The organism is Paracoccus sp. MC1854 (assembly GCF_014164635.1).
GTDB lineage: Bacteria > Pseudomonadota > Alphaproteobacteria > Rhodobacterales > Rhodobacteraceae > Paracoccus.
The window spans coordinates 174,475-196,530 of the sequence record NZ_JACJFU010000004.1; the positions used below are offsets into that span (position 1 = coordinate 174,475).

26 protein-coding genes are annotated in these 22,056 nt (G+C 67.1%); 9 read left to right on the forward strand and 17 right to left on the reverse strand.

Features of this window, described 5'->3' with window-relative positions; all coding sequences use genetic code 11:
* Nucleotides 1-128: 128 nt before the first annotated feature.
* Genes H5395_RS05385 through H5395_RS05395 form a run of 3 tightly spaced genes read right to left on the reverse strand, consistent with a single transcriptional unit; the run spans nt 129 to nt 2,343 of the window.
* Complete coding sequence (locus tag H5395_RS05385; protein WP_182791547.1) at nt 129-1,433, reverse strand: MATE family efflux transporter; 1,305 nt, start codon at nt 1,431-1,433, stop codon at nt 129-131.
* A 6-nt stretch (nt 1,434-1,439) separates the two neighbouring features.
* Complete coding sequence (locus tag H5395_RS05390) at nt 1,440-1,904, reverse strand: PaaI family thioesterase (RefSeq protein WP_182791479.1); 465 nt, start codon at nt 1,902-1,904, stop codon at nt 1,440-1,442.
* Between the two features lies 1 nt (nt 1,905).
* Nucleotides 1,906-2,343 carry a PaaI family thioesterase gene (locus H5395_RS05395; RefSeq protein WP_182791480.1) on the reverse strand — a complete coding sequence of 146 codons (438 nt, stop codon included), beginning with the start codon at nt 2,341-2,343 and terminating at the stop codon, nt 1,906-1,908.
* Between the two features lie 135 nt (nt 2,344-2,478).
* Between H5395_RS05395 and H5395_RS05400 the strand changes: the two genes are divergently transcribed.
* The 7 genes from H5395_RS05400 (at nt 2,479) to H5395_RS05430 (ending at nt 10,868) form a co-directional block, all read left to right on the forward strand.
* Nucleotides 2,479-2,889 carry a MerR family DNA-binding transcriptional regulator gene (locus tag H5395_RS05400; RefSeq protein ID WP_182791481.1) on the forward strand — a complete coding sequence of 137 codons (411 nt, stop codon included), beginning with the start codon at nt 2,479-2,481 and terminating at the stop codon, nt 2,887-2,889.
* Between the two features lie 171 nt (nt 2,890-3,060).
* Nucleotides 3,061-4,836, forward strand: coding sequence for an acyl-CoA dehydrogenase C-terminal domain-containing protein (locus H5395_RS05405; protein ID WP_182791482.1), 1,776 nt, complete (start codon nt 3,061-3,063; stop codon nt 4,834-4,836).
* 321 nt (nt 4,837-5,157) lie between these two features.
* Nucleotides 5,158-6,369 (forward strand): acetyl-CoA C-acetyltransferase, encoded by a 1,212-nt coding sequence (locus H5395_RS05410; protein ID WP_182791483.1) that lies wholly within the window; start codon nt 5,158-5,160, stop codon nt 6,367-6,369.
* A 2-nt stretch (nt 6,370-6,371) separates the two neighbouring features.
* On the forward strand, nt 6,372-6,620 hold the full coding sequence (locus H5395_RS05415; protein ID WP_182791484.1) for a hypothetical protein: 249 nt from the start codon (nt 6,372-6,374) through the stop codon (nt 6,618-6,620).
* 10 nt (nt 6,621-6,630) lie between these two features.
* Nucleotides 6,631-8,814 carry a 3-hydroxyacyl-CoA dehydrogenase NAD-binding domain-containing protein gene (locus H5395_RS05420; protein WP_182791485.1) on the forward strand — a complete coding sequence of 728 codons (2,184 nt, stop codon included), beginning with the start codon at nt 6,631-6,633 and terminating at the stop codon, nt 8,812-8,814.
* Nucleotides 8,815-8,943: 129 nt separating this feature from the next.
* On the forward strand, nt 8,944-9,375 hold the full coding sequence (locus H5395_RS05425) for a DUF2231 domain-containing protein (protein WP_182791486.1): 432 nt from the start codon (nt 8,944-8,946) through the stop codon (nt 9,373-9,375).
* Entirely contained in the window at nt 9,375-10,868 is a 1,494-nt protein-coding gene (locus H5395_RS05430; RefSeq protein ID WP_220494828.1) for a sorbosone dehydrogenase family protein, read from the forward strand. Before H5395_RS05425 ends, H5395_RS05430 begins: the two co-directional genes overlap by 1 nt.
* Nucleotides 10,869-10,877: 9 nt before the next feature.
* Here the strand turns inward: H5395_RS05430 and H5395_RS05435 are convergent, their stop codons facing one another.
* Both H5395_RS05435 and nth read right to left on the reverse strand, forming a co-directional pair.
* Complete coding sequence (locus H5395_RS05435; RefSeq protein ID WP_182791487.1) at nt 10,878-11,861, reverse strand: adenosine kinase; 984 nt, start codon at nt 11,859-11,861, stop codon at nt 10,878-10,880.
* Between the two features lie 60 nt (nt 11,862-11,921).
* Complete coding sequence (gene nth / locus H5395_RS05440; protein ID WP_370576394.1) at nt 11,922-12,575, reverse strand: endonuclease III; 654 nt, start codon at nt 12,573-12,575, stop codon at nt 11,922-11,924.
* Between the two features lie 238 nt (nt 12,576-12,813).
* On the opposite strand from nth, the gene H5395_RS05445 reads away from it, so the two are divergent.
* Nucleotides 12,814-13,476 carry an OmpA family protein gene (locus H5395_RS05445; protein ID WP_182791489.1) on the forward strand — a complete coding sequence of 221 codons (663 nt, stop codon included), beginning with the start codon at nt 12,814-12,816 and terminating at the stop codon, nt 13,474-13,476.
* 76 nt (nt 13,477-13,552) lie between these two features.
* Here H5395_RS05445 and H5395_RS05450 read toward each other — a convergent pair whose 3' ends face one another.
* From H5395_RS05450 to H5395_RS05470, 5 genes are all read right to left on the reverse strand, one after another.
* A complete protein-coding gene (locus H5395_RS05450) occupies nt 13,553-14,110 on the reverse strand; it encodes a F0F1 ATP synthase subunit B (protein WP_182791550.1) in 558 nt (185 codons plus the stop codon).
* On the reverse strand, nt 14,110-14,661 hold the full coding sequence (locus tag H5395_RS05455) for a F0F1 ATP synthase subunit B' (protein WP_256435050.1): 552 nt from the start codon (nt 14,659-14,661) through the stop codon (nt 14,110-14,112). Before H5395_RS05455 ends, H5395_RS05450 begins: the two co-directional genes overlap by 1 nt.
* A 320-nt stretch (nt 14,662-14,981) precedes the next feature.
* Nucleotides 14,982-15,224 (reverse strand): F0F1 ATP synthase subunit C, encoded by a 243-nt coding sequence (locus H5395_RS05460; RefSeq protein ID WP_182791490.1) that lies wholly within the window; start codon nt 15,222-15,224, stop codon nt 14,982-14,984.
* Nucleotides 15,225-15,274: 50 nt separating this feature from the next.
* Entirely contained in the window at nt 15,275-15,982 is a 708-nt protein-coding gene (locus H5395_RS05465; protein WP_182791551.1) for a F0F1 ATP synthase subunit A, read from the reverse strand.
* Between the two features lie 41 nt (nt 15,983-16,023).
* Nucleotides 16,024-16,413 (reverse strand): AtpZ/AtpI family protein, encoded by a 390-nt coding sequence (locus H5395_RS05470; protein WP_234450816.1) that lies wholly within the window; start codon nt 16,411-16,413, stop codon nt 16,024-16,026.
* A gap of 171 nt (nt 16,414-16,584) precedes the next feature.
* Here H5395_RS05470 and H5395_RS05475 point away from each other — a divergent pair, with 171 nt between their 5' ends.
* Nucleotides 16,585-16,932: a helix-turn-helix transcriptional regulator gene (locus H5395_RS05475; protein WP_182791491.1), complete on the forward strand. Its 348-nt coding sequence runs from the start codon at nt 16,585-16,587 to the stop codon at nt 16,930-16,932.
* 47 nt (nt 16,933-16,979) lie between these two features.
* Here H5395_RS05475 and H5395_RS05480 read toward each other — a convergent pair whose 3' ends face one another.
* From H5395_RS05480 to sdhA, 7 genes are all read right to left on the reverse strand, one after another.
* Nucleotides 16,980-17,159 (reverse strand): hypothetical protein, encoded by a 180-nt coding sequence (locus H5395_RS05480; protein WP_182791492.1) that lies wholly within the window; start codon nt 17,157-17,159, stop codon nt 16,980-16,982.
* Nucleotides 17,160-17,324: 165 nt separating this feature from the next.
* Complete coding sequence (locus tag H5395_RS05485; RefSeq protein ID WP_182791493.1) at nt 17,325-18,104, reverse strand: succinate dehydrogenase iron-sulfur subunit; 780 nt, start codon at nt 18,102-18,104, stop codon at nt 17,325-17,327.
* A gap of 27 nt (nt 18,105-18,131) precedes the next feature.
* A complete protein-coding gene (locus H5395_RS05490; protein WP_182791494.1) occupies nt 18,132-18,761 on the reverse strand; it encodes a hypothetical protein in 630 nt (209 codons plus the stop codon).
* Between the two features lie 3 nt (nt 18,762-18,764).
* Complete coding sequence (locus H5395_RS05495) at nt 18,765-19,550, reverse strand: hypothetical protein (RefSeq protein ID WP_182791495.1); 786 nt, start codon at nt 19,548-19,550, stop codon at nt 18,765-18,767.
* Nucleotides 19,547-19,855 carry a hypothetical protein gene (locus H5395_RS05500; RefSeq protein WP_182791496.1) on the reverse strand — a complete coding sequence of 103 codons (309 nt, stop codon included), beginning with the start codon at nt 19,853-19,855 and terminating at the stop codon, nt 19,547-19,549. The genes H5395_RS05495 and H5395_RS05500 overlap by 4 nt, the downstream gene beginning before the upstream one ends.
* 23 nt (nt 19,856-19,878) lie before the next feature.
* Entirely contained in the window at nt 19,879-20,181 is a 303-nt protein-coding gene (locus H5395_RS05505; protein WP_234450815.1) for a hypothetical protein, read from the reverse strand.
* A 65-nt stretch (nt 20,182-20,246) separates the two neighbouring features.
* The gene (gene sdhA, locus H5395_RS05510; protein WP_182791498.1) at nt 20,247-22,049 is read right to left on the reverse strand and encodes a succinate dehydrogenase flavoprotein subunit; all 1,803 of its coding nucleotides are present in this window, start codon (nt 22,047-22,049) and stop codon (nt 20,247-20,249) included.
* Nucleotides 22,050-22,056: the final 7 nt, after the last annotated feature.

Below are 22,056 nucleotides of genomic sequence, written 5' to 3' on the forward strand. Positions count from 1 at the left end.
AGAAAGCGGCGCCAGTGCCGACGCCGATCCGGCCGGGTTGATCATCGGGTGAGGCACTCACCCTGCAACCCGGCACCCTGGTGTCAGGCCGAGGGAACTCCACCGACAAGAAGATGCGCGCGCCTTCTTCATGCGGCGGCGGCCTCGGCTTTTGGATAGCGCCGCCCCATCATGATCCCGCGCATGGCGTTCAGCATCATCAGCGCTGCCCACAGCCCGTGGTTGCCGAAAGCCGGCGGCAGGATCAGCAGCGCCAGCACATAGACGGCCACCGAGGGCACCATGGCGTTGCGCATTTCGCGCGTCAGCGTGGCGCCGATAAAGATGCCATCCAGCATCCAGCTAGCCACGCCCACCAGCGGGGCGATCACCAGCCAGGGCAAGTAGACGCGCGCCACCTCGCGCACCTCGGGCGAGGTGGTCAGCAGGTCGATGATCGTCCCGCCCGCCCCCGCAAAGACCGCCGCCAGCAGCAGCGCCCCGGCCGCAGCCCAGGCGCTGGTCAGGCGGGCCGCTCGCCGCACCCGCTCGGGCCGCCGCGCGCCGACCGCCTGCCCCACCAGCGTCTCGGCGGCGAAGGCCAGTCCGTCCAGCGAATAGGCGGTGATCTGCAGGAACTGCATCAGAACCTGGTTGGCGGCCAGCGTCACGTCGCCCTGCGCCGCTCCCATGAACAGGAAGGTGGTGAAGGACGCCTGCAGCAGCACCGAGCGGATCATGATGTCGCCGTTCACGCCCGCCATCCGCGCCAGATGCTCGCGCGCCCACAGTCCGCCTGCCTGAAGCCCGTCCCGCAGCGCGTGCCGCGCGAACCACAGCGCCAGCGCGAAGCCCGACCACTCGGCCGCCAGCGTGGCCCAGGCCACCCCCGGCACGCCCATGTGCAGCCCCAGCACGAACCACAGGTCCAGCCCGATGTTGACAGCATTTATCAGCAGTTGCACCAGCAGGATCACCCGCGTCCGCTCGACCGCGATCATCCATCCGGTCAGCGCATACATCCCGATGGTCGCGGGCGCGCCCCAGATGCGGATGGACAGGTATTGCCGCGCCAGCGTCTCGACCTCGACTGACGCGGGCGACAGCCGGAAGGCAAGCCCGATCAGCGGCCCCTGCAGCAGAACCAGCAGCAGCCCGGCGCCCAGCCCCACGCAAAGCGCCCGCAGCAGATGCGCCCCCGACTGCGCCCGGTCCCCCGCCCCATGCGCCTGCGCCACCAGCCCCGAGGTGCCCATCCGCAGGAAGCCGAAGATCCAGTAAAGCGAGGTCAGGATCACCGCCCCGATCCCCACCGCGCCGATCGGCGCGGCCTCGCCCAACTGGCCCACGACGCCGGTATCCACCATTCCCAGGATCGGGATGGTCGCGTTTGCCAGCACGATCGGCAGCGCGATCGCCAGCACCCGGCGATGGGTCAGCGCGTCAGGAGGCATCAATCCTCAGCCCTGCGCCATCAGGAAATGGCCGCTCGCCTGGGCAAAGGGGCGCTCGGGGCTGTCCTGCCAGGCCTCGACCTGCACGCTGGCATAGCGGCGGCCCAGCCGGACCACGCGGGCGCGGGCATAGGCGTCGCGGGCGCCGGCCGAGCGCAGGTAGTCGATGGTGAAGTCGATGGTCTTGGGCAGGCGCGGCAACCCGTCCGGTCCGGGATGCAGCTCGCGGCCATCCTCGCCCAGCACGGCCCAGACAAGGCCGAGGACCGCGGTGGTTTCCAGGAATGCGGCTGTGACCCCGCCATGCAGGGCGGGCAGCACCGGGTTGCCGATCAGCCTGTCCGAAAATGGCAGGACAGCGGTCAGCTCGTCCCCCCGCCGGTCCACCCGGACCCCCAGCCAGCGCACATAGGGAACCTCGGCCAGCATCCGCTCGACGGTCGATTCGCGGATGGCGAACACATGGTCCATGTCACACCCCCACGGTGAAGGTGCCGGTGGCCGTGGCGACCGGGCTTTCACCCTCGTCATGGGCCACGGCGCGGACAAAGGCGACCGAGCGGGTCATGTGAAAGCATTCTGCCCGCGTCCGCACCCGTTGCCCCGAGGTCGCGGACCGCAGGTAGTCGATCCGAAGGTCGATGGTCGCCGTCGTCGCCGGCCGGTCGGGATGGGTCAGCACCGCCGCCCCGCAGCAGGTGTCCATCAGGGCCGAGATCACGCCCCCGTGCAGGACGCCGGTGCGGGGATCGCCCACGAACTCCTCGCGCCAGGGCATGGCGATCTCGACCACGCCGGGACCGGCCTCGACCAGTTCCATCCCCAGGGCGCTGGCGTGGGGGATGACCTCGATCATCGCACGCGCCAGCGCGTTTTCGTCCAGGCTCGCGGTGCCGGGCAGCAGTTCCATCCTTGTCCTCCTGTCGCGCCTCCGATCACTGCAACGGGCGCGGCTTCCCCGCAAGCCGGCGCGGAACGCACCCGCAGTGGTTGAGGTCGGCCCGGCACTGCGTTACGTTGCGGCAATTCATCAGGGCGCAGGGCCATGCCAGAGAACACTTGGATCAGTTTCAAGGACATGTGCGCCCGCTTCGACGTGACGCCGCGCACCCTGCGGTACTACGAATACATCGAACTGCTCAGCCCCCGGCGCGAGGGCCGCGCCCGCTGGTATGGCCCGCGCGAGATCGCGCGCATGAAGCTGATCATGCGCGGCCGCCGCTTCGGCTTCAGCCTTGAGGAAATCCGCCAGTGGCTGCTGATCTACCAGCAGCAGGGCACCCGCGCGCAATACGAGGTGTGGGTCGAATTCGCAACCCGGCAGCTGGACGTGCTGACCAACCAGCGGGCCGAGTTGGACGCCTCGATCACCGACCTGCGCAAGCTGCGAGACGACACGATCGACTTGCTGGCCGACATGCCCACCGAGGCGCGGGCCGAGGGGCAGGCCAGCTGACCTTCCGGCACCCGGCCCCCTGACGCAGCGTTCGTGCTGGCGAACCGCAGGGGGGCCTGCCATGCTTCCCCCACAGGGCTGGCGCGGGGGGCTCGGCGATGTCCGACGACGGCCGGCTTTGCGCCGGCGCAGCCCTCTGCCCGCCGCCGCGCGAAAGTTGAGAGAGGCCGCATGACCGCCTATACCGCCCCGATCCGCGACATGCAGTTCCTGCTGCACGAGGTGCTGAAAATCTCGGCCTCGGACCTGCCGGGCCATGCCGAGCTTGACCCGTCCTTCACCGAGGCCGTGCTGGAAGCCGCGGGCCAGATCGCAAGCGAGGTGCTGGCCCCGCTGAACGCCGTGGGCGACCAGCAGGGCTGTGTTCTGGAAAATGGTGCCGTCCGCACGCCCGAGGGCTTCAAGGCGGCTTTCGAGGCGATGAAGGAAGGCGGCTGGACCGGGCTTGACTGCGACCCCGAATATGGTGGCCAGGGGATGCCCTATGTGATGGGTGTGGCCACCGGCGAGATGTTCGTGTCGGCCAACATGGCCTTCAACATGTACCAGGGCCTGACCCACGGCGCCTATTCCGCGATCCACGCGCATGGCACGGACGCGCAGAAGCGGACCTACCTGCCGAAGATGGTGTCCTGCGACTGGACAGGCACCATGAACCTGACCGAGCCGCATTGCGGCACGGATCTGGGGATGCTGCGGACCAAGGCCGAACCGCAGGAGGACGGCAGCTACCTGATCACCGGGCAGAAGATCTTCATCTCGGCCGGCGACCATGACCTGTCCGAGAACGTGATCCATCTGGTTCTGGCCAAGGCTCCGGGCGGGGGCGAGGGCACCAAGGGCATCAGCCTGTTCATCGTTCCGAAGTTCCTGGTGAACGAGGACGGTTCGCTTGGCGATCGCCAGCCCGTCTCGGTCGGCAAGATCGAGGAGAAGATGGGCATCCATGGCAATTCCACCTGCGTCATGAACTATGACGGGGCGAAAGGGTGGCTCTTGGGCGAGCTGCACAAGGGCATGCGCGCCATGTTCACCATGATGAACGAGGCGCGGCTGGGTGTGGGCCTGCAAGGCTATGCTGTGGCCGAGGCCGCCTATCAGAACTCGGTCGCCTATGCCCGCGACCGGCTGCAGGGCCGTGCGGTCACGGGGGCCGAGAACCCCCAAGGCCCCGCCGACCCGATCATCGTGCATCCCGACATCCGCCGCGCGCTGATGGACCAGCGGTCCTTCCTTGAAGGCGCCCGTGCGCTGGCCTTCTGGGGCGCGCACATGATCGACCGTGGCCACAACGGCGACGCGGCGGCCGAGGGGCTGGTCTCGCTGATGACCCCCGTCATCAAGGGCTTCCTGACCGACAAGGGGTTCGAGGGCACCGTGCAGGCCCAGCAGGTCTATGGCGGCCACGGCTATATCGAGGAATGGGGGATGTCGCAGTTCGTCCGCGACGCCCGCATCGCCATGATCTACGAGGGTGCGAACGGCATCCAGGCGCTGGATCTCGTGGGCCGAAAGCTGGCGCTCGACGGCGGCAGGCACGTCATGGCCTTCTTCGAGATGGTCAAGGGCTTCATCAGAGAGAACGAGGGGAACGCGGCGCTGAAGGCCGATTTTCTCGGCCCGCTGAAGGCCGCATCCAAGGACCTGCAGGCGGCGGCCATGTTCTTCATGGAACGCGGCATGAAGAACCCGAACGACGCGCTGGCAGGCAGCTATGACTTCATGCACCTGTTCGGCCACGCCGCGCTGGGCCTGATGTGGGGCCGCATGGCGGTCGCAGCCCAGAAGGCTTTGGACGAGGGCACCGGTGACCGCGCCTTCTACGAAGCCAAGCTGATGACCGGCCGCTACTACATGAAGCGGCAATTGCCGATGACTGGCACGCATCTGGCCCGCATCCAGTCGGGGGCCGAGCCGGTGATGGCGCTTGCGGCCGAGCAGTTCTGAGATGACCACCCTCCCCGCCTGCGGCAGGGCCGGAGCCTCCGGCGGGGATATTTTGACGAAGAAGAACGCAGGCCGAAATAGCGGCCTCGGTTCGCGCGGCCCTTGGGCATCTCTGGCGGACCGAGGCTTCCTTCTCCTTCGACGGTCATCGGCTTCCCAGCCTGTACCGTGAGAATGACACTGAAGCAGAAGCCTTGAGAAACGGTTAACCGCTCACGAGATTCTTCTTCGAACAAATATCCCGCGGGATCGTCGTATACGACGATGGGGGCGCGAAGCCCCCGGCACGCGACCCGCGCAAACGCTTCGATCGGAGGACGCATGACCGACGCCTATATCTATGACGCCGCCCGCACGCCGCGCGGCAAGGGCCGCAAGGACGGCAGCCTGCACGAAGTCACGGCGGTCGCGCTGTCCGCGCGCCTGCTGAATGCGGTCAAGGAGCGCAACGGCCTGAGCGACCACGTGGTCGAGGACGTGATCTGGGGCAACGTCACCCAGGTCGGCGAACAGGGCGGCTGCCTTGCGCGGTCCGCCGTGCTGCTCTCGGACCTCGACGAGCGGGTGCCGGGCCTTTCGATCAACCGCTTCTGCGCGAGCGGCATGGAGGCCGTTAACCTCGCCGCCAACCAGGTCAAGGCCGGCGCGGGCGAGGCCTATATCGCGGGCGGCGTCGAGATGATGGGCCGCGTGGCGATGGGCAGCGACGGCGCGGCCATCGCCGTGGACCCCAGCCTTGCCATGAAGACCTACTTCGTCCCGCAGGGCATTTCCGCCGACATCATCGCCACCGAATACGGCTTCACCCGCGAGGAAGCCGACGCCTTCGGGGTCGAATCCCAGCGCCGCGCCGCCAAGGCGTGGGAGGAAGGGCGCTTCGCCAGGTCCATCGTCCCGGTGCGGGACCAGAACGGCGTCGTGATCCTCGAGCGCGACGAATACATGCGCCCGGGCACAACGATGGAAGATCTGGCCAAGCTAAAACCCGCCTTCAAGGAGATGGGCGAGGTCATGCCCGGCTTCGACAAGGTCGCGCTGCTGAAATACCCGCACCTCGACCGGATCGAGCATATCCACCACGCCGGGAACTCCTCGGGCATCGTGGACGGCGCGGGGGCGGTTCTGATCGGCAGCCGCGAATGGGGCGAGGCCCGCGGCCTGAAGCCCCGCGCCCGCATCCGCGCCACGGCCAAGATCGGCACCGATCCGACGATCATGCTGACCGGCCCGGTCCCGGTGACGGAGCGGGTGCTGCAGCAGTCGGGCATGAGCATCTCGGACATCGACCTCTTCGAGGTGAACGAGGCTTTCTCCTCGGTCGTCCTGCGCTTCATGCAGGCCTTCCAGGTCGATCCCGCGCGGGTCAACGTCAATGGCGGCGCCATCGCCATGGGCCACCCGCTGGGCGCGACCGGCGCCATCATCATCGGCACGCTGCTGGACGAACTGGAGCGGCAGGACAAGGAAACGGGTCTCGCGACCCTCTGCGTGGCGTCCGGCATGGGTGCGGCAACGATCATCGAGCGGGTGTGAGCATGCAGGTCTTTCGCAAACGCCCGGACGGCGAGATTTATCTGCCGCATCCCGATCGCGCTGGACGCTACGTCCTTGGAAATCCGCAATACGGTAATGAGAAGCACCACGCGAAAAACAAGGTGCTGGCTGACACTTTGGAAGAAGCCGTGCGGCTTGTGGAGCAGCACGGCTTCTCGCTCCGCATGAAGGGTCAGGCCACGAAGCAGACGAATCTCATTTCGCCCCGCGAAATCCAGATCGTCCGATAGGGAGAATGAGATGACCGATTTCACCATGCAGAAGGGCGACGATGGCGTCGCCGTCATCACCTGGGACGTGCCCGGCAAGTCGATGAACGTGCTGTCGATGGACGGCGCGGGTGAACTCAGCAACCTGATCGACGACGCGCTGGCGGACGCAGCTGTGAAGGGCATCGTCATCACCAGCGGCAAGGCGGACTTCGCCGCCGGCATGGACCTGAACGTGCTGGCGCAGATGAAGGAAGGCGGCGCGCAGACGGTCTTCGACGGCGTGATGAGCCTGCACCACCTGCTGCGCAAGATCGAACTCGCGGGCATGGACCGCAAGACGCAGAAGGGGGCCAAGCCCATCGCCGCCGCCCTGCCCGGCACCGCGCTGGGGATCGGGCTGGAGCTGCCGCTGGCGACCCATCGCATCTTTGCCGCGAACAATCTGAAGGCAAAGATCGGCCTGCCCGAGATCATGGTCGGCATCTTCCCCGGCGCGGGCGGCACCACGCGGCTGATCCGCAAGCTGGGCGCGATGGCGGCGGCTCCGCTGCTGCTGGAAGGCAAGCTGAACGACCCGGCAAAGGCCAAGGCCTCTGGCGTCATCGACGAGGTGGTGGACGATCCCGTCGCCGCCGCCCGCGAATGGGTCTTGAAGGCCACCGACGCCGACCTGGTCAAGCCGTGGGAGCAGAAGAGCTACAAGATGCCCGGCGGCTCGCCCTATACGCCGGGGGGCTTCATGACCTTCCTCGGCGCCTCGGCGATGGTGATGGGGCGGACGATGGGCGTCTATCCGGCCGCCAAGGGGCTGATGAGCGCGGTCTATGAAGGATCGCTGGTGGACTTCGACACCGCGCTGAAGATCGAGGCGCGCTGGTTCACCCATGTCCTGATGAACCCCTCGTCCACGAACATGATCCGCAGCCTCTTCATCAACAAGGAGGCGCTGGAGAAGGGCGCGAACCGCCCCGAGGCCCCGGACCAGCGGGTCCGCAAGCTGGGCGTCCTCGGCGCGGGCATGATGGGCGCGGGCATCGCCTATGTCTCGGCCAACGCAGGCATCGAGGTCGTGCTGATCGACTCGACGCAGGAGGCGGCGGATCGCGGCAAGTCCTACTCGACCGGCATTCTGGACAAGGGCATCAGCCGCAGGAAGGTCACCGAGGAGAAGAAGGCCGAGGTTCTGGGCCGGATCACCGCGACAACGGATTACGCCGCGCTGGACGGCTGCGACCTGATCGTCGAGGCGGTGTTCGAGGATCCCTCGGTCAAGGCCGACGTGACCGCAAAGGCCGAGGCGGTGATCCCCGAGGATGCAATCTTTGCCACCAACACCTCGACCCTGCCGATCAGCGATCTGGCGAAGGCCAGCAAGCGACCCGATCAGTTCATCGGCATCCACTTCTTCAGCCCGGTGGACAAGATGGCGCTGGTGGAAATCATCCGCGGCCAGCAGACCGGCGACCGCGCGGTGGCCAAGGCGCTCGACTTCGTGCGGCAGATCCGCAAGACGCCCATCGTGGTGAACGACGCGCGCTTCTTCTACGCCAACCGCTGCATCATTCCCTACATCAACGAAGGCATCCGCATGGTCGGCGAAGGGGTAAATCCCACGCTGATCGAGAACGCGGCCAAGCTGATGGGGATGCCGCTGGGACCTCTGCAGCTTGTGGACGAGACCTCGATCGACCTGGGCGTCAAGATCGCCAAGGCGACGAAGGCCGCGATGGGCGAGGCCTACACCGATCAGGACGTGGACGCCGTGATCTTCAAGCTGGCCGACGAGGACCGGATGGGCCGCAAGGCGAAAGCGGGCTTCTACGACTATGACGAGGCGGGCAAGCGCCAGGACCTCTGGTCGGGGCTGGGGACAAACTGGCCCCGTGCCGAGGACCAGCCCGAACTGACCGAAGTCCAGCACCGCCTGATGTTCGTGCAGGCGCTGGAAGCCGTGCGGGCGCTGGAACAGGGCGTCTTGACCGACATCCGCGAGGGCGACGTGGGCGCCATTCTGGGCTGGGGCTTCGCGCCCTGGACCGGCGGGCCCTTCGGCTGGCTGGACATGCTCGGGGCCGGGGGAGCGGTGGAAATCGCCGAGAAGCTTGCGGCGGAGCACGGCGACCGCTTCGCCCCGCCCGCGCTGCTGCGCGACATGGCCGACAGAGGCGAAAGCTTCTACGGCCGCTTCGGGGCAGAGCGGCAGGCAGCCTGACGCAGACCTGCCGGGCCACGACAGCAACGGGCGCGAGGCACCTTTCGCGCCCGCTTTCTTCTGCAACCGGCAGGGGAACCACTCACGGCTTCGTGCGTTCCGGGTTCTGGCAGTGCAGGGAAGTTGGTCATGGTAGCAGTTTACGGTCCGATCGACCTCAGACCGATTCATCCGATCCACGCGATCCTTCTGTCATTCCCTTTCCCCCTGTTCCTCGGCACCCTGCTCAGCGATTTCGCTTACCGCGCGACCTACGAGATCCAGTGGGCGAACTTCGCGCAATGGCTGAATGCAGGTGGCCTGCTGGTCGGGGCCTTTGTCGGGCTCTGGGCGCTGATCAACCTGTTCCGCCGGGAAACCCGCGGACGCCGCCGCACCATCATCTATTTCGTCGTGCTGCTGGCAATGTGGGTGCTGGGGCTGATGAACGCCTTCATCCATGCCAAGGACGCTTGGGCCATCATGCCCGAGGCGATCTGGCTGTCGGCGATCTCGGCCTTTCTGGCGCTTGTCGCCGCGTGGATCGGCTATTCCGGTCTTTCCATCGACGAGGTGAACTGATGCGCCCGCTTCTTCTTCTCGGCACCGCCATGGCGGTTGCTGCCCTGACGACTGGCGCATCGGCGCAGGATGGCGGAACGCCGCCCCCGGAATACGGCCCGAACCCCACGCTGCCCGAACCGCAGCGCGGGTTGCTGCCGACTATGACGATCCCGCGTCCCGCCCTCTGGGGCGACGAGCGTCCCACGGTGCCCGAAGGCTACACCATCCAGCCCATTGCCACGGACCTGCGGATTCCGCGCCAGACCCTGGTCCTGCCGAACGGGGACATCCTGGTGGCGGAAGGCTCGGGCGGCAACGCCCCTGCCCTGCGCCCCAAGGACATCATCGCGTCCTATATCAAGAACCTGGGCAAAAGCTCGGTCGAGCCGGGGAACCGGCTGACGCTGCTGCGCGATGCGGACGGCGACGGCACCTATGAACAGCAGGAAATCTTTGCCGAAAACCTGAACGCGCCCTACGGGCTGGCCTATGTCGATGGCGTCATCTACGTCGCCAACCAGGATGCGGTGGTGCGCTTTGACTATGCCGACGGCCAGACGCAGGCGAGCGGCCCGCCCACGACCCTGACCCACCTTCCGGCGGCGATCAACCATCACTGGACCAAGGCGATGACCGCCAGCGAGGACGGGCGCTTCCTGTATGTCGGCATCGGATCGAACAGCAACATCACCGAACGCGGGCTGGATATCGAGGAAGACCGCGCCATGGTCTGGCAGATCGACACCCAGACCGGGGCCAGCCGGGTTTACGCCACGGGCCTTCGCAACCCGACCGCGCTGACGATCCAGCCGGAAACGGGCCAGCTCTGGGCGGTGGTGAACGAACGGGACGAGATCGGCCCCAACCTTGTCCCCGACTATCTCACCTCGGTGCAGGAGGGAGGGTTCTACGGTTGGCCCTACAGCTACTGGGGCCAGAACGTGGACATCCGCACCCAGCCCCAGAACCCTGAACTGGTCGCTTCAGCAATCGTGCCGGATTATGCGCTGGGCTCGCATGTGGCGGCGCTGGGCGTGGATTTCTCGGTCCCGGCGATGGGGGCTGAATTCGCGGACGGCGTCTTCGTGGGCGAGCATGGAAGCTGGAACCGCAACCCGCCGGTCGGCTACCGGGTGATCTTCGTCCCCTTCGAGGACGGACGCCCCGTCGGAGAGCCGATCGACTTCGTGACCGGCTTCCTGCAGGACGAGGACAACACTCGCGGTCGCCCCGTGGGGGTGACGATCGATCCCCGCGGCGCTCTGATCGTGGCCGACGACCTGTCGAACACGGTCTGGCGGGTTACGCCGGACAATCCCGTGCCGGTGGCCCAGGCGGCGGCAACGCAGCCGGCCCCCACGTCGGGCGAGACCGGGACAAGCCCGGCCACGACCGGTGCGGAACAGGCGCCCACGCCCCCCGCGCCGACGCTGCCGGCCTCGGAACAACCTTCGGCCCCCACGACCGGCTACGGCCAGCCGACGCAGGTGCCATTGACACCTGAAGAGTGAGGTTGCCTCTCAGACCAGCCCTTCGGCCCGGAACAGCGCCATGACGTCCGCCTCGGGACGGGCGCCGAGGTGGGTGATCACCTCGGCCGCCGCAATGCAGCCCATGCGGCCCGCGACCGCCAGCGGCTTGCCCGTCGCCAGCCCGTAGATCAGCCCCGCCGCGAACTGGTCCCCTGCCCCGGTCGCATCGACCGGCGTCACCCGATGGACCGGAGCCGTCACCCGTTCCCCCCCCCGGATCAGGATCGCGTCCTCGCCCGAGCGGGTGCAGATCACCGTCCCGCAATCGGCCGAGGCGAGGCGCAGCGCCTCCTCCAGATCCTCGACCTGATAAAGCGCCTGCCATTCGTGCAGATTGCCGATGACGTAATCCATCGGCCCCGCCACCAGCCGCCGGAAATCCGCCCGGTGGCGGTCCACGCAGAAAGGATCGCTCAGCGCGATGCCCGCCTGTCCCCCCGCCGCATGGCAGGCCTCGGCGGCCTTGAGGAAGGCGGCCTTTCCCTTGGGCTTGTCGAAGAGATAACCTTCGAGAAACAGCCAGCTTCCGCCCGAGAACAAACCCGCGTCCACGTCGTCCCCATCCAGTTCCGCCGAGATGCCGAGATAGGTGTTCATCGACCGCTCGCCGTCGGGCGTCACGAAGATGATGGATCGCGAGGTCGGAAGCCCTGCCTCCACCGGCGCATTAACGAAATCCGTGCCGTCCGTTCCCATCTCATGCGCATAGGCCCGGCCCAGATCATCCGCCGCCACCCGGCCGATGAAGGCGGTGGACAGCCCCATCCTCCCCAAGCCCGTCAGCGTGTTCGCGACCGAGCCGCCGGGGACCAGCCGCGCGCCATTCCCGGCATGGGTCAGTTCCTCGGCGCGGTCACGCTCGATCAGTTGCATGATGCCCTTCTGGATGCCCAGTTCGGCAAGCCGCGCGTCGCTTGCCGTGGAGATCACGTCCATCACGGCATTGCCGATGCCGATCACCTGATATGCCATGCGCTACCCCTTGTGCCTGTCCCGGCGCTTAAACCGGGGACACGCGGCGGGGACAAGAGGTCAGACCGGATCGGTCGTCTTCGGCTCATAGGGGCAATGCGCGCGGATCGGGCAGATGGTGCAGCGCGGGCGGCGGGCCTGGCAGATGTAGCGGCCGTGCAGGATCAGCCAGTGATGGGCGTTCTGCTGGAACCCGGCGGGGACATTATCCTCGATGGCGCGCTCGACCTCGGCCTCGTCGCGGCCCGGCGCGATGCGGGTGCGGTTGCCGACACGGAAGATATGGGTGTCCACCGCCTGCGCCGGGATGCCGAAGAACGAGTTCAGCACCACATTCGCGGTCTTGCGCCCCACCCCCGGCAGGCTCATCAGCGCGGCGCGCGAGGTAGGCACGTCGCCCCCGAAGTCATCCACCAGCCGCTGCGACAGGGCGACGACGTTCTTCGCCTTCTGCCGGTAAAGGCCGATGGTGCGGATCAGTTCGGTCACGCCCTCGACCCCCAAGGCGGCGATCGCCTGCGGCGTGGGGGCTGCGTCGAACAGCGCAGGCGTCGCCTTGTTCACGCCCACGTCCGTCGCCTGCGCCGACAGCGCCACCGCCACCAGCAGGGTGAAGGCGTCGCGATACTGTAGCTCGGTCACCGGCTGCGGGTTCGCCGCCTGCAGGATGCCGAAGATGGCGACCTGATCGCGGTAAGGCAGCGGCGGCGGCACCCGCCCCTTGCCACGGGCGAGAGTCTTGTCGGCAGGGGAAGGGGTCCGGGCCATGGCAGGGTGATGCCTCGATCGGCGGAAACACGCAAGCCTTCGGGAAAGTCGAGGGAATGTGACGCGCTTTCAGGGGCTTCGGCTGGCAGCCGGGGGGAACTTCTGAAAGGCTGGCGCCGTTCGGCGGCATGACGGGCGACCCTGACGGGCGCCACGCCGCCTTGGCAAAGGAAAGGACAGAACCATGATCCGCCGAGTTCACCTGTTGATCGCCTCCGTGGGGGTCATGGCGCTTGGCGCCTGCGCCCAAGACCCCTATGGCCAGTTCGGCAACATGAACAGGACACAGCAGGGCATCATCGCCGGCGCCGCGACCGGCGCGGTCCTTGGCGCGGTCCGCGACGACGACAGCAACAACCGCGGGCGCGACATCGCGCGGGGCGCGATCGCCGGGGGCGCGGCGGGCGGCCTGATCGGCTCGGTGCTGGACGCGCAGGCACGCGCGCTGCAAAGCCAGATGACCACGCCCGGCGTGCAGGTGGTCAACACCGGACAGACGCTGAACGTCACCTTGCCCGAAGGCGTGCTGTTCGCCTTTGACAGCTCTGCCGTGTCCGGCCCGGCGCAGAACGACCTTTACGCGCTGGCGCGGAACCTGCAGCAATATCCGAACTCGACCGTGCAGGTGATCGGCCATACCGACTCGACCGGGGCTGCCGCCTACAACATGGACCTGTCGCAGCGCCGAGCGCGGTCGGTGGCCTCCATCCTGACGGCAGGCGGCGTATCCCCGAACCGCATCGCGACGCAGGGGCTGGGGATGAACCAGCCCGTGGCCTCGAACGCGACCGAGGCGGGCCGCGCCCAGAACCGCCGGGTCGAGATCATCATCCGCCCGAACCGCTGAGATCGGCACAGGCAAAGGAAAACCCCCGGTGGCGACACCGGGGGTTTTTTCATCCGCGTCCGTCAGCAGCGGCGGATCAGTTCAGGTGGCGGGCCACGTCGTCGATGGCGCGGTCAATGCCGGCGCTGCGGTCCTGCGCCCCCATCTGGCGGCCAAGCACCTCGGTTGCCGCGGCCATGGCGACCTGGATCGCCTGGTTGCGGACGGCGCGGACCGCATCGTTCTCGGCGGCCGTGATCTGGTCTTGGGCTGCCTGCAGGCGCCGCTCGATGGATTTCTGCAGATCGACCTTGGCCTTTTCGGCCTGAGCTATCGCCTCGCGGCGCGCGTTGGCGACGATCTCGCCGGCCTGGGTGTGAACCTCGCGCTGGCGGCGTTCGTAGCTGGCGTAGATTTCCTGCGCCTCGTCCCGCAGGCGGCGGGCTTCCGAGATGTCGGCCTTGATCCCCTCGGCCCGGCGGTCCAGCAGCCGGCCGATGGCGCCCGGCACCTTGTAATACAGCAGGATGCCGATGAAGGCGAGGAACGCCAGCAGCACGATGAAATCCGTGTTGCGCAGCGAGAAGAACGGCCCCGTGGCGGCCAGCGCGGGGCTGGCGGCCAGAGCGGCCACAAGGGCGGTCAGGCGGGCGATCATAGCACGGCTCCCTTGATGCGGGCATCGACGGCCTGGTCGATCGAGCCATCGGGGTTGCCGCCGAAGGTCCGCACCAGCTCGGCCGCGACATCGCGGGCGACGCTGCGGGCGTCGGTTGCGGCGGAGTCCCGGATCTCGGAAATCCGGCGCTCGGATTCCTGGGTCCGGGCGGCGATCTCGGCATCGGCCTTGGCGATGGCGACGGACAGTTCCGCGTCGATCTCGGCCTTGTTGGCGGCCACGATCTTCTGCGCCTCGGCGCGTGCGTCGGCCAGCGCCTTGTCGTAGACCGACTCGGCCTCGCGCGCCTTGCGCTTGAAGTCCTCGGCCGCGGCGAGGTCGGCGGTCATCAACCCCTGCCGGTCGCCGAGGATGCGGCCGATGCGGGGCAGCGCGACGCGCGACAGGATCAGGTAGATCAGCCCCAGCGCCACCAGCAGCCAGAAGATCTGGTTGCCGAAGCTGGCAAAGTCGAGCTGCGGCATCCCAGCCGAGGCGGCAGCATCGGCACCATGCGCGACGGCATGGGTCGTGTCGGTGCCCGGCACGGCCGCACCCGCAAGGCTGTCGGTCGGCAGGTGTCCCTGCCCGTTCTGCGCGATGCCGGGGGCGTGCTCGACGCCCGAGGCGCCCGGCACGATGATGGAATCGGTGGCATGGGTCTGGGCCGCGGGCGATTCCGCGGCCGCGACCGGAGCGGTGGACACGACGGGTGCGGTGGTCGCTGCCCCGGTCGTCGTGGTGGTCGTTTCGACCGCGGTCGGGGCGGTCTGCTGCATTAGGCTGAACATTTCCTATCCCTGGCCTGCGGTTGGCAATCGGGCGGGCGCGTCATGCGCCCGCCCAAAAGCAAGGAGTGGCGCCGGGATCAGGCTGCGAACAGCAGCAGCAGCGCGACGAGGAACGAGAAGATGCCAAGGGCTTCGGCAAAGGCCATGCCGATGAACAGCGTGGCGGTCTGCGACGCGGCGGCCGAGGGGTTGCGCAGGGCACCGGCCAGGTAGTTGCCGGCAACGTTGCCCACGCCCATGGCGGCACCCGCCATGCCGATGCAGGCCAAGCCCGCACCCAGGTATTTGCCCAGATCGGCGTAGTTCGCGACGTTTTCCATGAGATGCTCCTTGAGGCTTTGGAAACGGTTGCTGAAAAATCCTGCGGACGTCAGTGGCCCGGATGCAGCGCGTCCTTGAGATACACGCAGGTCAGGATGGTGAAGACATAGGCCTGGATCACGGAGACCATGACCTCGAAGGCATACATGCCGACAATGGCAAGGATCGAGACCGGGGCCACAACCGCGATGGCGGCGAAGGCCGCGAAGACCTTGATGACGGCGTGACCCGCCAGCAGGTTGCCCGCAAGTCGGATGGAATGGCTGACGGGACGCACGAAATACGAGATCAGCTCGATCACGGCCAAGACTGGGCGCAGCGCCAAGGGCGCCGACTTGACCCAGAAGAGGCCGAGGAAGTGCGTCCCGTTCAGCACGAAGCCCAGGATGGTGACGCCGAAGAACACCAGCAGCGCCAGCACGCCGGTGACGGCGATATGCGAGGTTGTGGTGAAGGACTTGGGGATCAGGCCCAGCAGGTTCGCAAACAGGATGAAGCAGAACATCGTGAAGATGTAGGGGAAGTAGCGCAGCCCCTCTTTACCGGTCACGTCCTCGACCATCTTGTGAACCATGCCGTAGGTCAGTTCCGCTACGGACTGCACGCGGGACGGGATCAGCGACCGGCCCGAGGTGCCCGCGACGAACAGCAGCCACACGACCAGCACGGCCAGCATCAGCCACAGGGTCACGTTGGTGGGCGTGTACCAGTGGACCGGCCCGTCGCCGAACAGCGGACGGACGATGAACTGGTCCATCGGGTGGAAAACCAGGCCCGTGCTTTCTTCGTTCTCCACGCTCAGTCCCTTTCGTCCTTCGGCGGATCGCCCGCCGGCTTGTCGCCTGCCGGCTTGCCCGGCCCTGTTCCGGCAGCGGCCCCGCCCATCTCGGCGGCGGTCCGCAGCATTGTCTTCACTCCGGCCGCGAAGCCGAGGAAGATGAAGATCACCAGCAGGATCGGCGTCGTGCCGAGCAGCCGGTCAAGCCCGTAGCCGACGCCGAATCCCACGGCGAGGCCGGCGACAAGCTCGATGACCATCCGCCATGCCTGGTTGGCATGGGCGAACTTGTCCATTCCGGGGGGTGCGAGCCGATCGTCGCGGCGAGCCTGCGACAAACGTTCTTCCAGCGCCCTCAGCCGTTCGGCGTCGCGCGCCTTCTGGACGCCGTCATCGCCTTGGTCCGACACGCCCTGTCCCCTTCGCGTTGCGCTGCCTGATAGGGACTGCCCCGGCCCGAGTCAACCACGGCCTCGCAAGTGCAACCAGGTTGATCTGACTGGATTTCCCGTCCGAGCGCCTTTTGCTTGCCGCGCCCTGATGGGCGGTTCATCATTCAACCTTTCAGTTGAACATGGCAAATGACCCGCGACTCCGACCTCGACGCGATCTTCGCGGCCCTTGCCGACCCCACCCGGCGGGCGATCCTGTCGATGCTGCTTGAGGATGACATGGCGGTCACGGACGTGGCCGCGCCCTTCGGGATCAGCCTTGCCGCGATCTCCAAGCACCTGGCGACGCTGGCTGCGGCCGGGCTGATCCAGCAGGAACGGCGCGGACGGATCACCTGGTGCAAGCTCGACCCCGAGGGGATGCGGGCGGCCGCTGTCTGGATGCGCGTCTTCGGTCAGGTCGATCCGCTGGACCTTGATGATTTCGAGCGGTTCCTTGCCGCCGAAATGGGCATCCCGGCCGACGATCAGGCATGAAAAAAGGGCCGGTTGTCCGGCCCCGTTTCAAGTGCGACTGCCGCGGATCAGGCCGCGTGGTCGTAGGACGACTCGATCTGCCCCGCAGGCCCTTGGATGTCGTGATAGGCATACATCTGGTTCAGGACCTCCAGCGCGCGCCTATTGGGCAGGCAGCGCACAGTGCGCGAGGTGTTTTCAAGATCGGCCATCAGGCCCTGCGGCCGGTCATGTTCAGTGCGGTTCATTCTGGATCTTACCTTGGACTAGAGGACGTCCCCCCTTGCAGCATGATATAATGCTGCAACGCAGCATTCGCTATGCCCGTGACGCCAGGTCATCATGGCAAAGCCGTAAGGATTGAATCGAAAAGGCCGCCCCGTGGGGGGGCGGCCCTGCACCGACGCGCCGGTTCAGAGTGCGCGTTCAACCATCAGGTGCTTGATCTCGGCGATTGCTTTCGCCGGGTTCAACCCCTTGGGGCAAGTATTGGTGCAGTTCATGATCGTGTGACAGCGATAGACCTTGAAGGGGTCTTCCAGCTCATCCAGCCGCTCGCCCGTGGCCTCGTCGCGAGAGTCGATGATCCAGCGATAGGCGGTCAGCAGCGCCGCTGGCCCCATGAAGCGGTCCTGGTTCCACCAGTAGGACGGGCAGGCCGTGGAACACGAGGCGCAGAGGATGCACTCGTAAAGCCCGTCCAGCTTCTTGCGGTCCTCGATCGACTGGCGCCATTCCTTGCCGGGGGCGGGTGTCTCGGTGATCAGATACGGATGCACCGCCGCGTGCTGGGCGTAGAAATGCGTCAGGTCGGGGATCAGGTCCTTGACCACCGGCATGTGCGGCAACGGATAGATGTTCACGTCGCCGTCGATCTCGTCCATGCCGTAGATGCAGGCGAGGTGGTTGCCGCCACTGATGTTCATGGCGCAGGAGCCGCAGATCCCTTCCCGGCAGGACCGGCGGAAGGTCAGGGTCGGGTCGATCTCGTTCTTGATCTTGATCAGCGCGTCCAGCACCATCGGCCCGCATTTGTCGAGGTCGATCCAGTAGGTATCCAGCCGCGGGTTTTCCCCGGTGTCCGGGTCCCAGCGATAGATGTTGAAGCGGCGCAGGTTCGTCGCGCCCTCGGGCCGGGGCCAGGTCTTTCCGACCCGGATGCGGCTGTTCTTGGGAAGGTTGAACTGGACCATGGGGCTATCCTTTCGGGTCTTGCTGGCTCAGCGCGGGTCGGTGAAGGCACCCGCGAAGCGCGTCAACTGCTCGGGCGGCAATGATTGCGGGTGGATGGTGAAACGGGCCATGCGGCCGATCATCTCGGCGCGGGGGACCAGTTCCTCGATCCAGTGGTAAGCCTCGCGGTCGATATAGTCATCGAACAGCACGGTGACAGGGCGGGTGCAGCGAATCATCGTGGTCAGGAAGCAGGCGACACGGAAGCGGCCGTCGATCAGGACCACATCGGGATGCCGGAAGCGCGGATGATCCCAGATCGCGGTGGGGTAAAGGTGAAACCGCCGGAAGGGCGCATTCTTCGCCGGGCGGCCCCAGGACAGGGTCGGGCCGATATCCGCGTGATGCACCAGAAAGCGTTCTGCGGGAAACTCGGTTTCCAGCGCATCGGTGATCCGCTGCGACCACGCGTGGTCGCTTTCGACCGACATGACGAAGCCGGCACCCGCGCGCAGCGCCAGAAAGGTCGAGCCGCCGCTGCCATATTCCAGCACCGCGCGGGCCGAGGAACAGGCCGCCGCATAGGCCCTGCCCGCCTCATCTGGCAAGGTCAGCCGGAATGCGGGTTTCTCCGCATCTTCGTGGCGCTGCCCGCCGTCATCTGCGCCCTCGAACATGGGCTAGGTAGCCTCCTGCGCGGTCTTTGTGCGGGTTCGGGGCGCCATGCCGATGTGATCCAGCGGCGCCGCGATGATCTCGCCGATACCGGCGATCACCGGCAGCGTGGGCCGGGTCCGCAGCGTTCCCGACACGCTCGACGCCTCAAGCTCGGGGGTCATGCCGTCTCGCAGCCACCGCTCGGCCCGTGGCAGCATCCAGGCCTTGCGGCCGGCGCGCAGGTTCAGCAGCGCGAAGCCCACGTCCGCATGGCCGAAGTAAGGCGCCATCTCGCTGAAGGAGGGAACCGCATCCCCCCGCGCCACGACCGAGCCGGTGCCCAGCATCCGCACTCCCCGTGCCGACGGCAGGGCCTGCGACATGCCGGTAGCCTGCCAGCCCGTCCCCTGCTGATCGCCGCCACGGTGGTTCATGCCCCCATAGCCGAAGACATTGCCCTCCCAGCCGATCAGGGTGGCCCGCTCGATCGACTGCGGGACATAATCGGAGGGGTAAAGGATATCGTCATCAACCAGGAAGACGATGTCGTCCGGTTCGGGCGGCATGAAGAAGCGGCCCAGGTCCTTGGTGTCGCGGTCGGTGGTGATCGCCTCGATCCGGTCATTCGCGGCGATGTCGGCAGGAACCTCGTCCATCTCGTTGAAGACGATGACCATGCGGTCCACCTGCGGCAGGATCGCGTCCACCACGCGGCGGAAGATGCCCGCGCGCGCGGGAAAAGTCGCCATGTGCGCGCGCACGATGCCGCGGGGGGCGCCTGATCGGCGATAGATACGCGTCCGGGTCACTGCGGCCATCCGTAACCCGGCTGTTCGTGCAAGGGCCGGGTCGGCACCTGCCCCGAGCGCCGCAGGACGCAATCGTGGAAAGCCACCGCCGGGTCGCGGCCCCTGATGTAGTCGGACGACAGCGAGACGCTGATGCCGCCCATGGTCCGGACCTTGTGGCCGTCCGTGCCAAGGCCCAGGCCGATCTCGGTCCGGGGACCGGTGGCGGCGCGCGCATTCTCAAGGCAGAGACGTTCCGCCCGGGCGACAGGAACCGGGCCGCTGCAGGCCGCGATCCCCGAGGCCAGCAGAAGCATCAGGGCCATGCCGGAATGCGCGCGCCGCTGCATCAGGCGACCGCCGCCCGGGAGATGCACTGCGAGGTGGCGGGGCGCGACACGACCGAGGCCACGGCCCCGGCGGCGCCCGCCTGCCCTTGCTGCGCAGCGATGTCCGCCAGTTCCGCCATGGTGGCATTGGCCACCACGCAGTCAGTCAGCGGCCCGACGTTGCGCCCTGGCAGGCGGCGCGCCATCTCGGCGTTGATGACCTGGCGGGCGGCGGCATTGTTCGGCACGGCGGGTGGCGGGGTCACGACGACCGTGCCGCCCGGAGGAGGCGACACCACCGCCGTCCCGGGGATGGAGGTCATCGGAACAACCGCGCAGCCCGCCAGGGCGGCAGCGGCTGCAAGAGCGGCAAGAACAGAGAAACGCATCAGTAGACCCTCGCTTTCGGTGCGATCTTCTTTGGATCGATCCCGCCGTCCTCGTGCTTCGTCAGCGGTTCGAGGTGGACGGGCCGATAGGCGAGTTTGACGTCATTTCCATCGACCCACGCAAGCGAATGCTTGCGCCAGTTGGCGTCATCCCGATCAGGGTAGTCCTCATGCGCATGCGCCCCGCGCGATTCCTTGCGCGCCTCGGCGGCCACGATGGTCGCCAGGGCGTTCGGCATCAGGTTGGTCAGTTCCAGCGTTTCCATCAGGTCGCTGTTCCAGATCAGGCTGCGGTCGGTAACATGCAGGTCGTCAAGGCCCAGCGCGATCTCGCGCATCTTGTCCACGCCCTCGGCCAGTGTCTTGTCCGTGCGGAACACGGCCGCATCCGACTGCATGGTGCGCTGCATCCGGTCGCGCAAGGTCGCCGTGGACGTTCCGCCTTTCGCATGGCGCAACGCGTCGAAGCGGTCGAGCGCGCGGTCCACCTCGGCCTTGTTGACCGAGGGAATGGCCGAGTCGCGGTCGATCACCTCGCCCGCCCGGATCGCTGCAGCGCGGCCGAAGACCACGAGGTCGATCAGCGAGTTCGATCCCAGCCGGTTCGCCCCGTGTACCGAGGCGCAGCCTGCCTCGCCTACCGCCATCAGGCCGGGGAAGACGCGGTCGGGGTCGCCCTGCTCAGGGGCCAGCACTTCGCCCCAGTAGTTCGTGGGGACGCCGCCCATGTTGTAATGCACGGTCGGCAGCACCGGGATCGGTTCGCGCGTCAGGTCCACGCCCGCGAAGATCCTGGCCGATTCGCTGATGCCCGGCAGGCGTTCATGCAGCGTGTCCGGCGGCAGGTGCGACAGGTGCAGGAAGATGTGGTCTTTGTCGGAACCAACGCCCCTGCCCTCGCGGATCTCCATCGTCATGCAGCGGCTGACCACGTCGCGGGACGCCAGGTCCTTGTAGGTCGGGGCATAGCGTTCCATGAACCGCTCGCCTTCCGAGTTGGTGAGATACCCGCCCTCGCCCCGCGCCCCTTCGGTGATCAGGCAGCCGGAACCGTAGATGCCGGTCGGGTGGAACTGCACGAACTCCATGTCCTGCAGGGGCAGGCCCGCGCGGGCGACCATGCCACCGCCGTCGCCGGTGCAGCTATGGGCGCTGGTCGCGCTGAAATAGGCGCGGCCGTAGCCGCCGGTCGCCAGCACCACCATCTTGGCGTTGAAGACGTGGATGGTCCCGTCGTCCAGCTTCCAGCAGACGACGCCGGTGCAGGCCCCGTCCGTGATGATGAGGTCGAGCGCGAAATACTCGATGAAGAACTCGGCCTTTTCCTTGAGGCTCTGGCCATACAGCGTGTGCAGGATCGCGTGGCCGGTGCGGTCGGCGGCAGCGCAGGTGCGCTGGACGGGCGGGCCCTCGCCGAACTCGGTCGTATGTCCGCCGAAGGGGCGCTGGTAGATCTTGCCCTCCTCGGTGCGGCTGAAGGGGACGCCGTAATGTTCCAACTCATAGACGGCCTTGGGCGCCTCGCGCGCGAGGTATTCCATCGCATCGGTATCGCCCAGCCAGTCCGAGCCCTTCACGGTGTCGTAAAGGTGCCACTGCCAGTTGTCCGGCCCCATGTTCGACAGCGAGGCGGCGATGCCGCCCTGGGCCGCGACCGTGTGACTGCGGGTCGGAAAGACCTTGGTCACGCAGGCGGTGCGGAAGCCCTGCTCGGCCATGCCGAGGGTCGCGCGAAGGCCCGCGCCTCCGGCCCCCACCACCACCACGTCGTAATCATGCGTCTGGTATTCGTAAGCGGACATGGGAACC

What these genes read in the sequence shown, in the direction of transcription:
- H5395_RS05460 (WP_182791490.1), bottom strand. Translation starts at nt 15,224, where the DNA reads ATGGAAAACGTCGCGAACTACGCCGATCTGGGCAAATACCTGGGTGCG.
- H5395_RS05445 (WP_182791489.1), top strand. Translation starts at nt 12,814, where the DNA reads ATGATCCGCCGAGTTCACCTGTTGATCGCCTCCGTGGGGGTCATGGCG.
- H5395_RS05385 (WP_182791547.1), bottom strand. Translation starts at nt 1,433, where the DNA reads ATGCCTCCTGACGCGCTGACCCATCGCCGGGTGCTGGCGATCGCGCTG.
- H5395_RS05480 (WP_182791492.1), bottom strand. Translation starts at nt 17,159, where the DNA reads ATGAACCGCACTGAACATGACCGGCCGCAGGGCCTGATGGCCGATCTT.
- H5395_RS05395 (WP_182791480.1), bottom strand. Translation starts at nt 2,343, where the DNA reads ATGGAACTGCTGCCCGGCACCGCGAGCCTGGACGAAAACGCGCTGGCG.
- H5395_RS05400 (WP_182791481.1), top strand. Translation starts at nt 2,479, where the DNA reads ATGCCAGAGAACACTTGGATCAGTTTCAAGGACATGTGCGCCCGCTTC.
- H5395_RS05435 (WP_182791487.1), bottom strand. Translation starts at nt 11,861, where the DNA reads ATGGCATATCAGGTGATCGGCATCGGCAATGCCGTGATGGACGTGATC.
- H5395_RS05420 (WP_182791485.1), top strand. Translation starts at nt 6,631, where the DNA reads ATGACCGATTTCACCATGCAGAAGGGCGACGATGGCGTCGCCGTCATC.
- H5395_RS05415 (WP_182791484.1), top strand. Translation starts at nt 6,372, where the DNA reads ATGCAGGTCTTTCGCAAACGCCCGGACGGCGAGATTTATCTGCCGCAT.
- H5395_RS05475 (WP_182791491.1), top strand. Translation starts at nt 16,585, where the DNA reads ATGACCCGCGACTCCGACCTCGACGCGATCTTCGCGGCCCTTGCCGAC.
- H5395_RS05485 (WP_182791493.1), bottom strand. Translation starts at nt 18,104, where the DNA reads ATGGTCCAGTTCAACCTTCCCAAGAACAGCCGCATCCGGGTCGGAAAG.
- H5395_RS05425 (WP_182791486.1), top strand. Translation starts at nt 8,944, where the DNA reads ATGGTAGCAGTTTACGGTCCGATCGACCTCAGACCGATTCATCCGATC.
- H5395_RS05505 (WP_234450815.1), bottom strand. Translation starts at nt 20,181, where the DNA reads ATGACCTCCATCCCCGGGACGGCGGTGGTGTCGCCTCCTCCGGGCGGC.
- H5395_RS05405 (WP_182791482.1), top strand. Translation starts at nt 3,061, where the DNA reads ATGACCGCCTATACCGCCCCGATCCGCGACATGCAGTTCCTGCTGCAC.
- H5395_RS05410 (WP_182791483.1), top strand. Translation starts at nt 5,158, where the DNA reads ATGACCGACGCCTATATCTATGACGCCGCCCGCACGCCGCGCGGCAAG.
- H5395_RS05500 (WP_182791496.1), bottom strand. Translation starts at nt 19,855, where the DNA reads ATGGCCCTGATGCTTCTGCTGGCCTCGGGGATCGCGGCCTGCAGCGGC.
- H5395_RS05465 (WP_182791551.1), bottom strand. Translation starts at nt 15,982, where the DNA reads ATGGACCAGTTCATCGTCCGTCCGCTGTTCGGCGACGGGCCGGTCCAC.
- H5395_RS05490 (WP_182791494.1), bottom strand. Translation starts at nt 18,761, where the DNA reads ATGTTCGAGGGCGCAGATGACGGCGGGCAGCGCCACGAAGATGCGGAG.
- sdhA (WP_182791498.1), bottom strand. Translation starts at nt 22,049, where the DNA reads ATGTCCGCTTACGAATACCAGACGCATGATTACGACGTGGTGGTGGTG.
- H5395_RS05390 (WP_182791479.1), bottom strand. Translation starts at nt 1,904, where the DNA reads ATGGACCATGTGTTCGCCATCCGCGAATCGACCGTCGAGCGGATGCTG.
- H5395_RS05430 (WP_220494828.1), top strand. Translation starts at nt 9,375, where the DNA reads ATGCGCCCGCTTCTTCTTCTCGGCACCGCCATGGCGGTTGCTGCCCTG.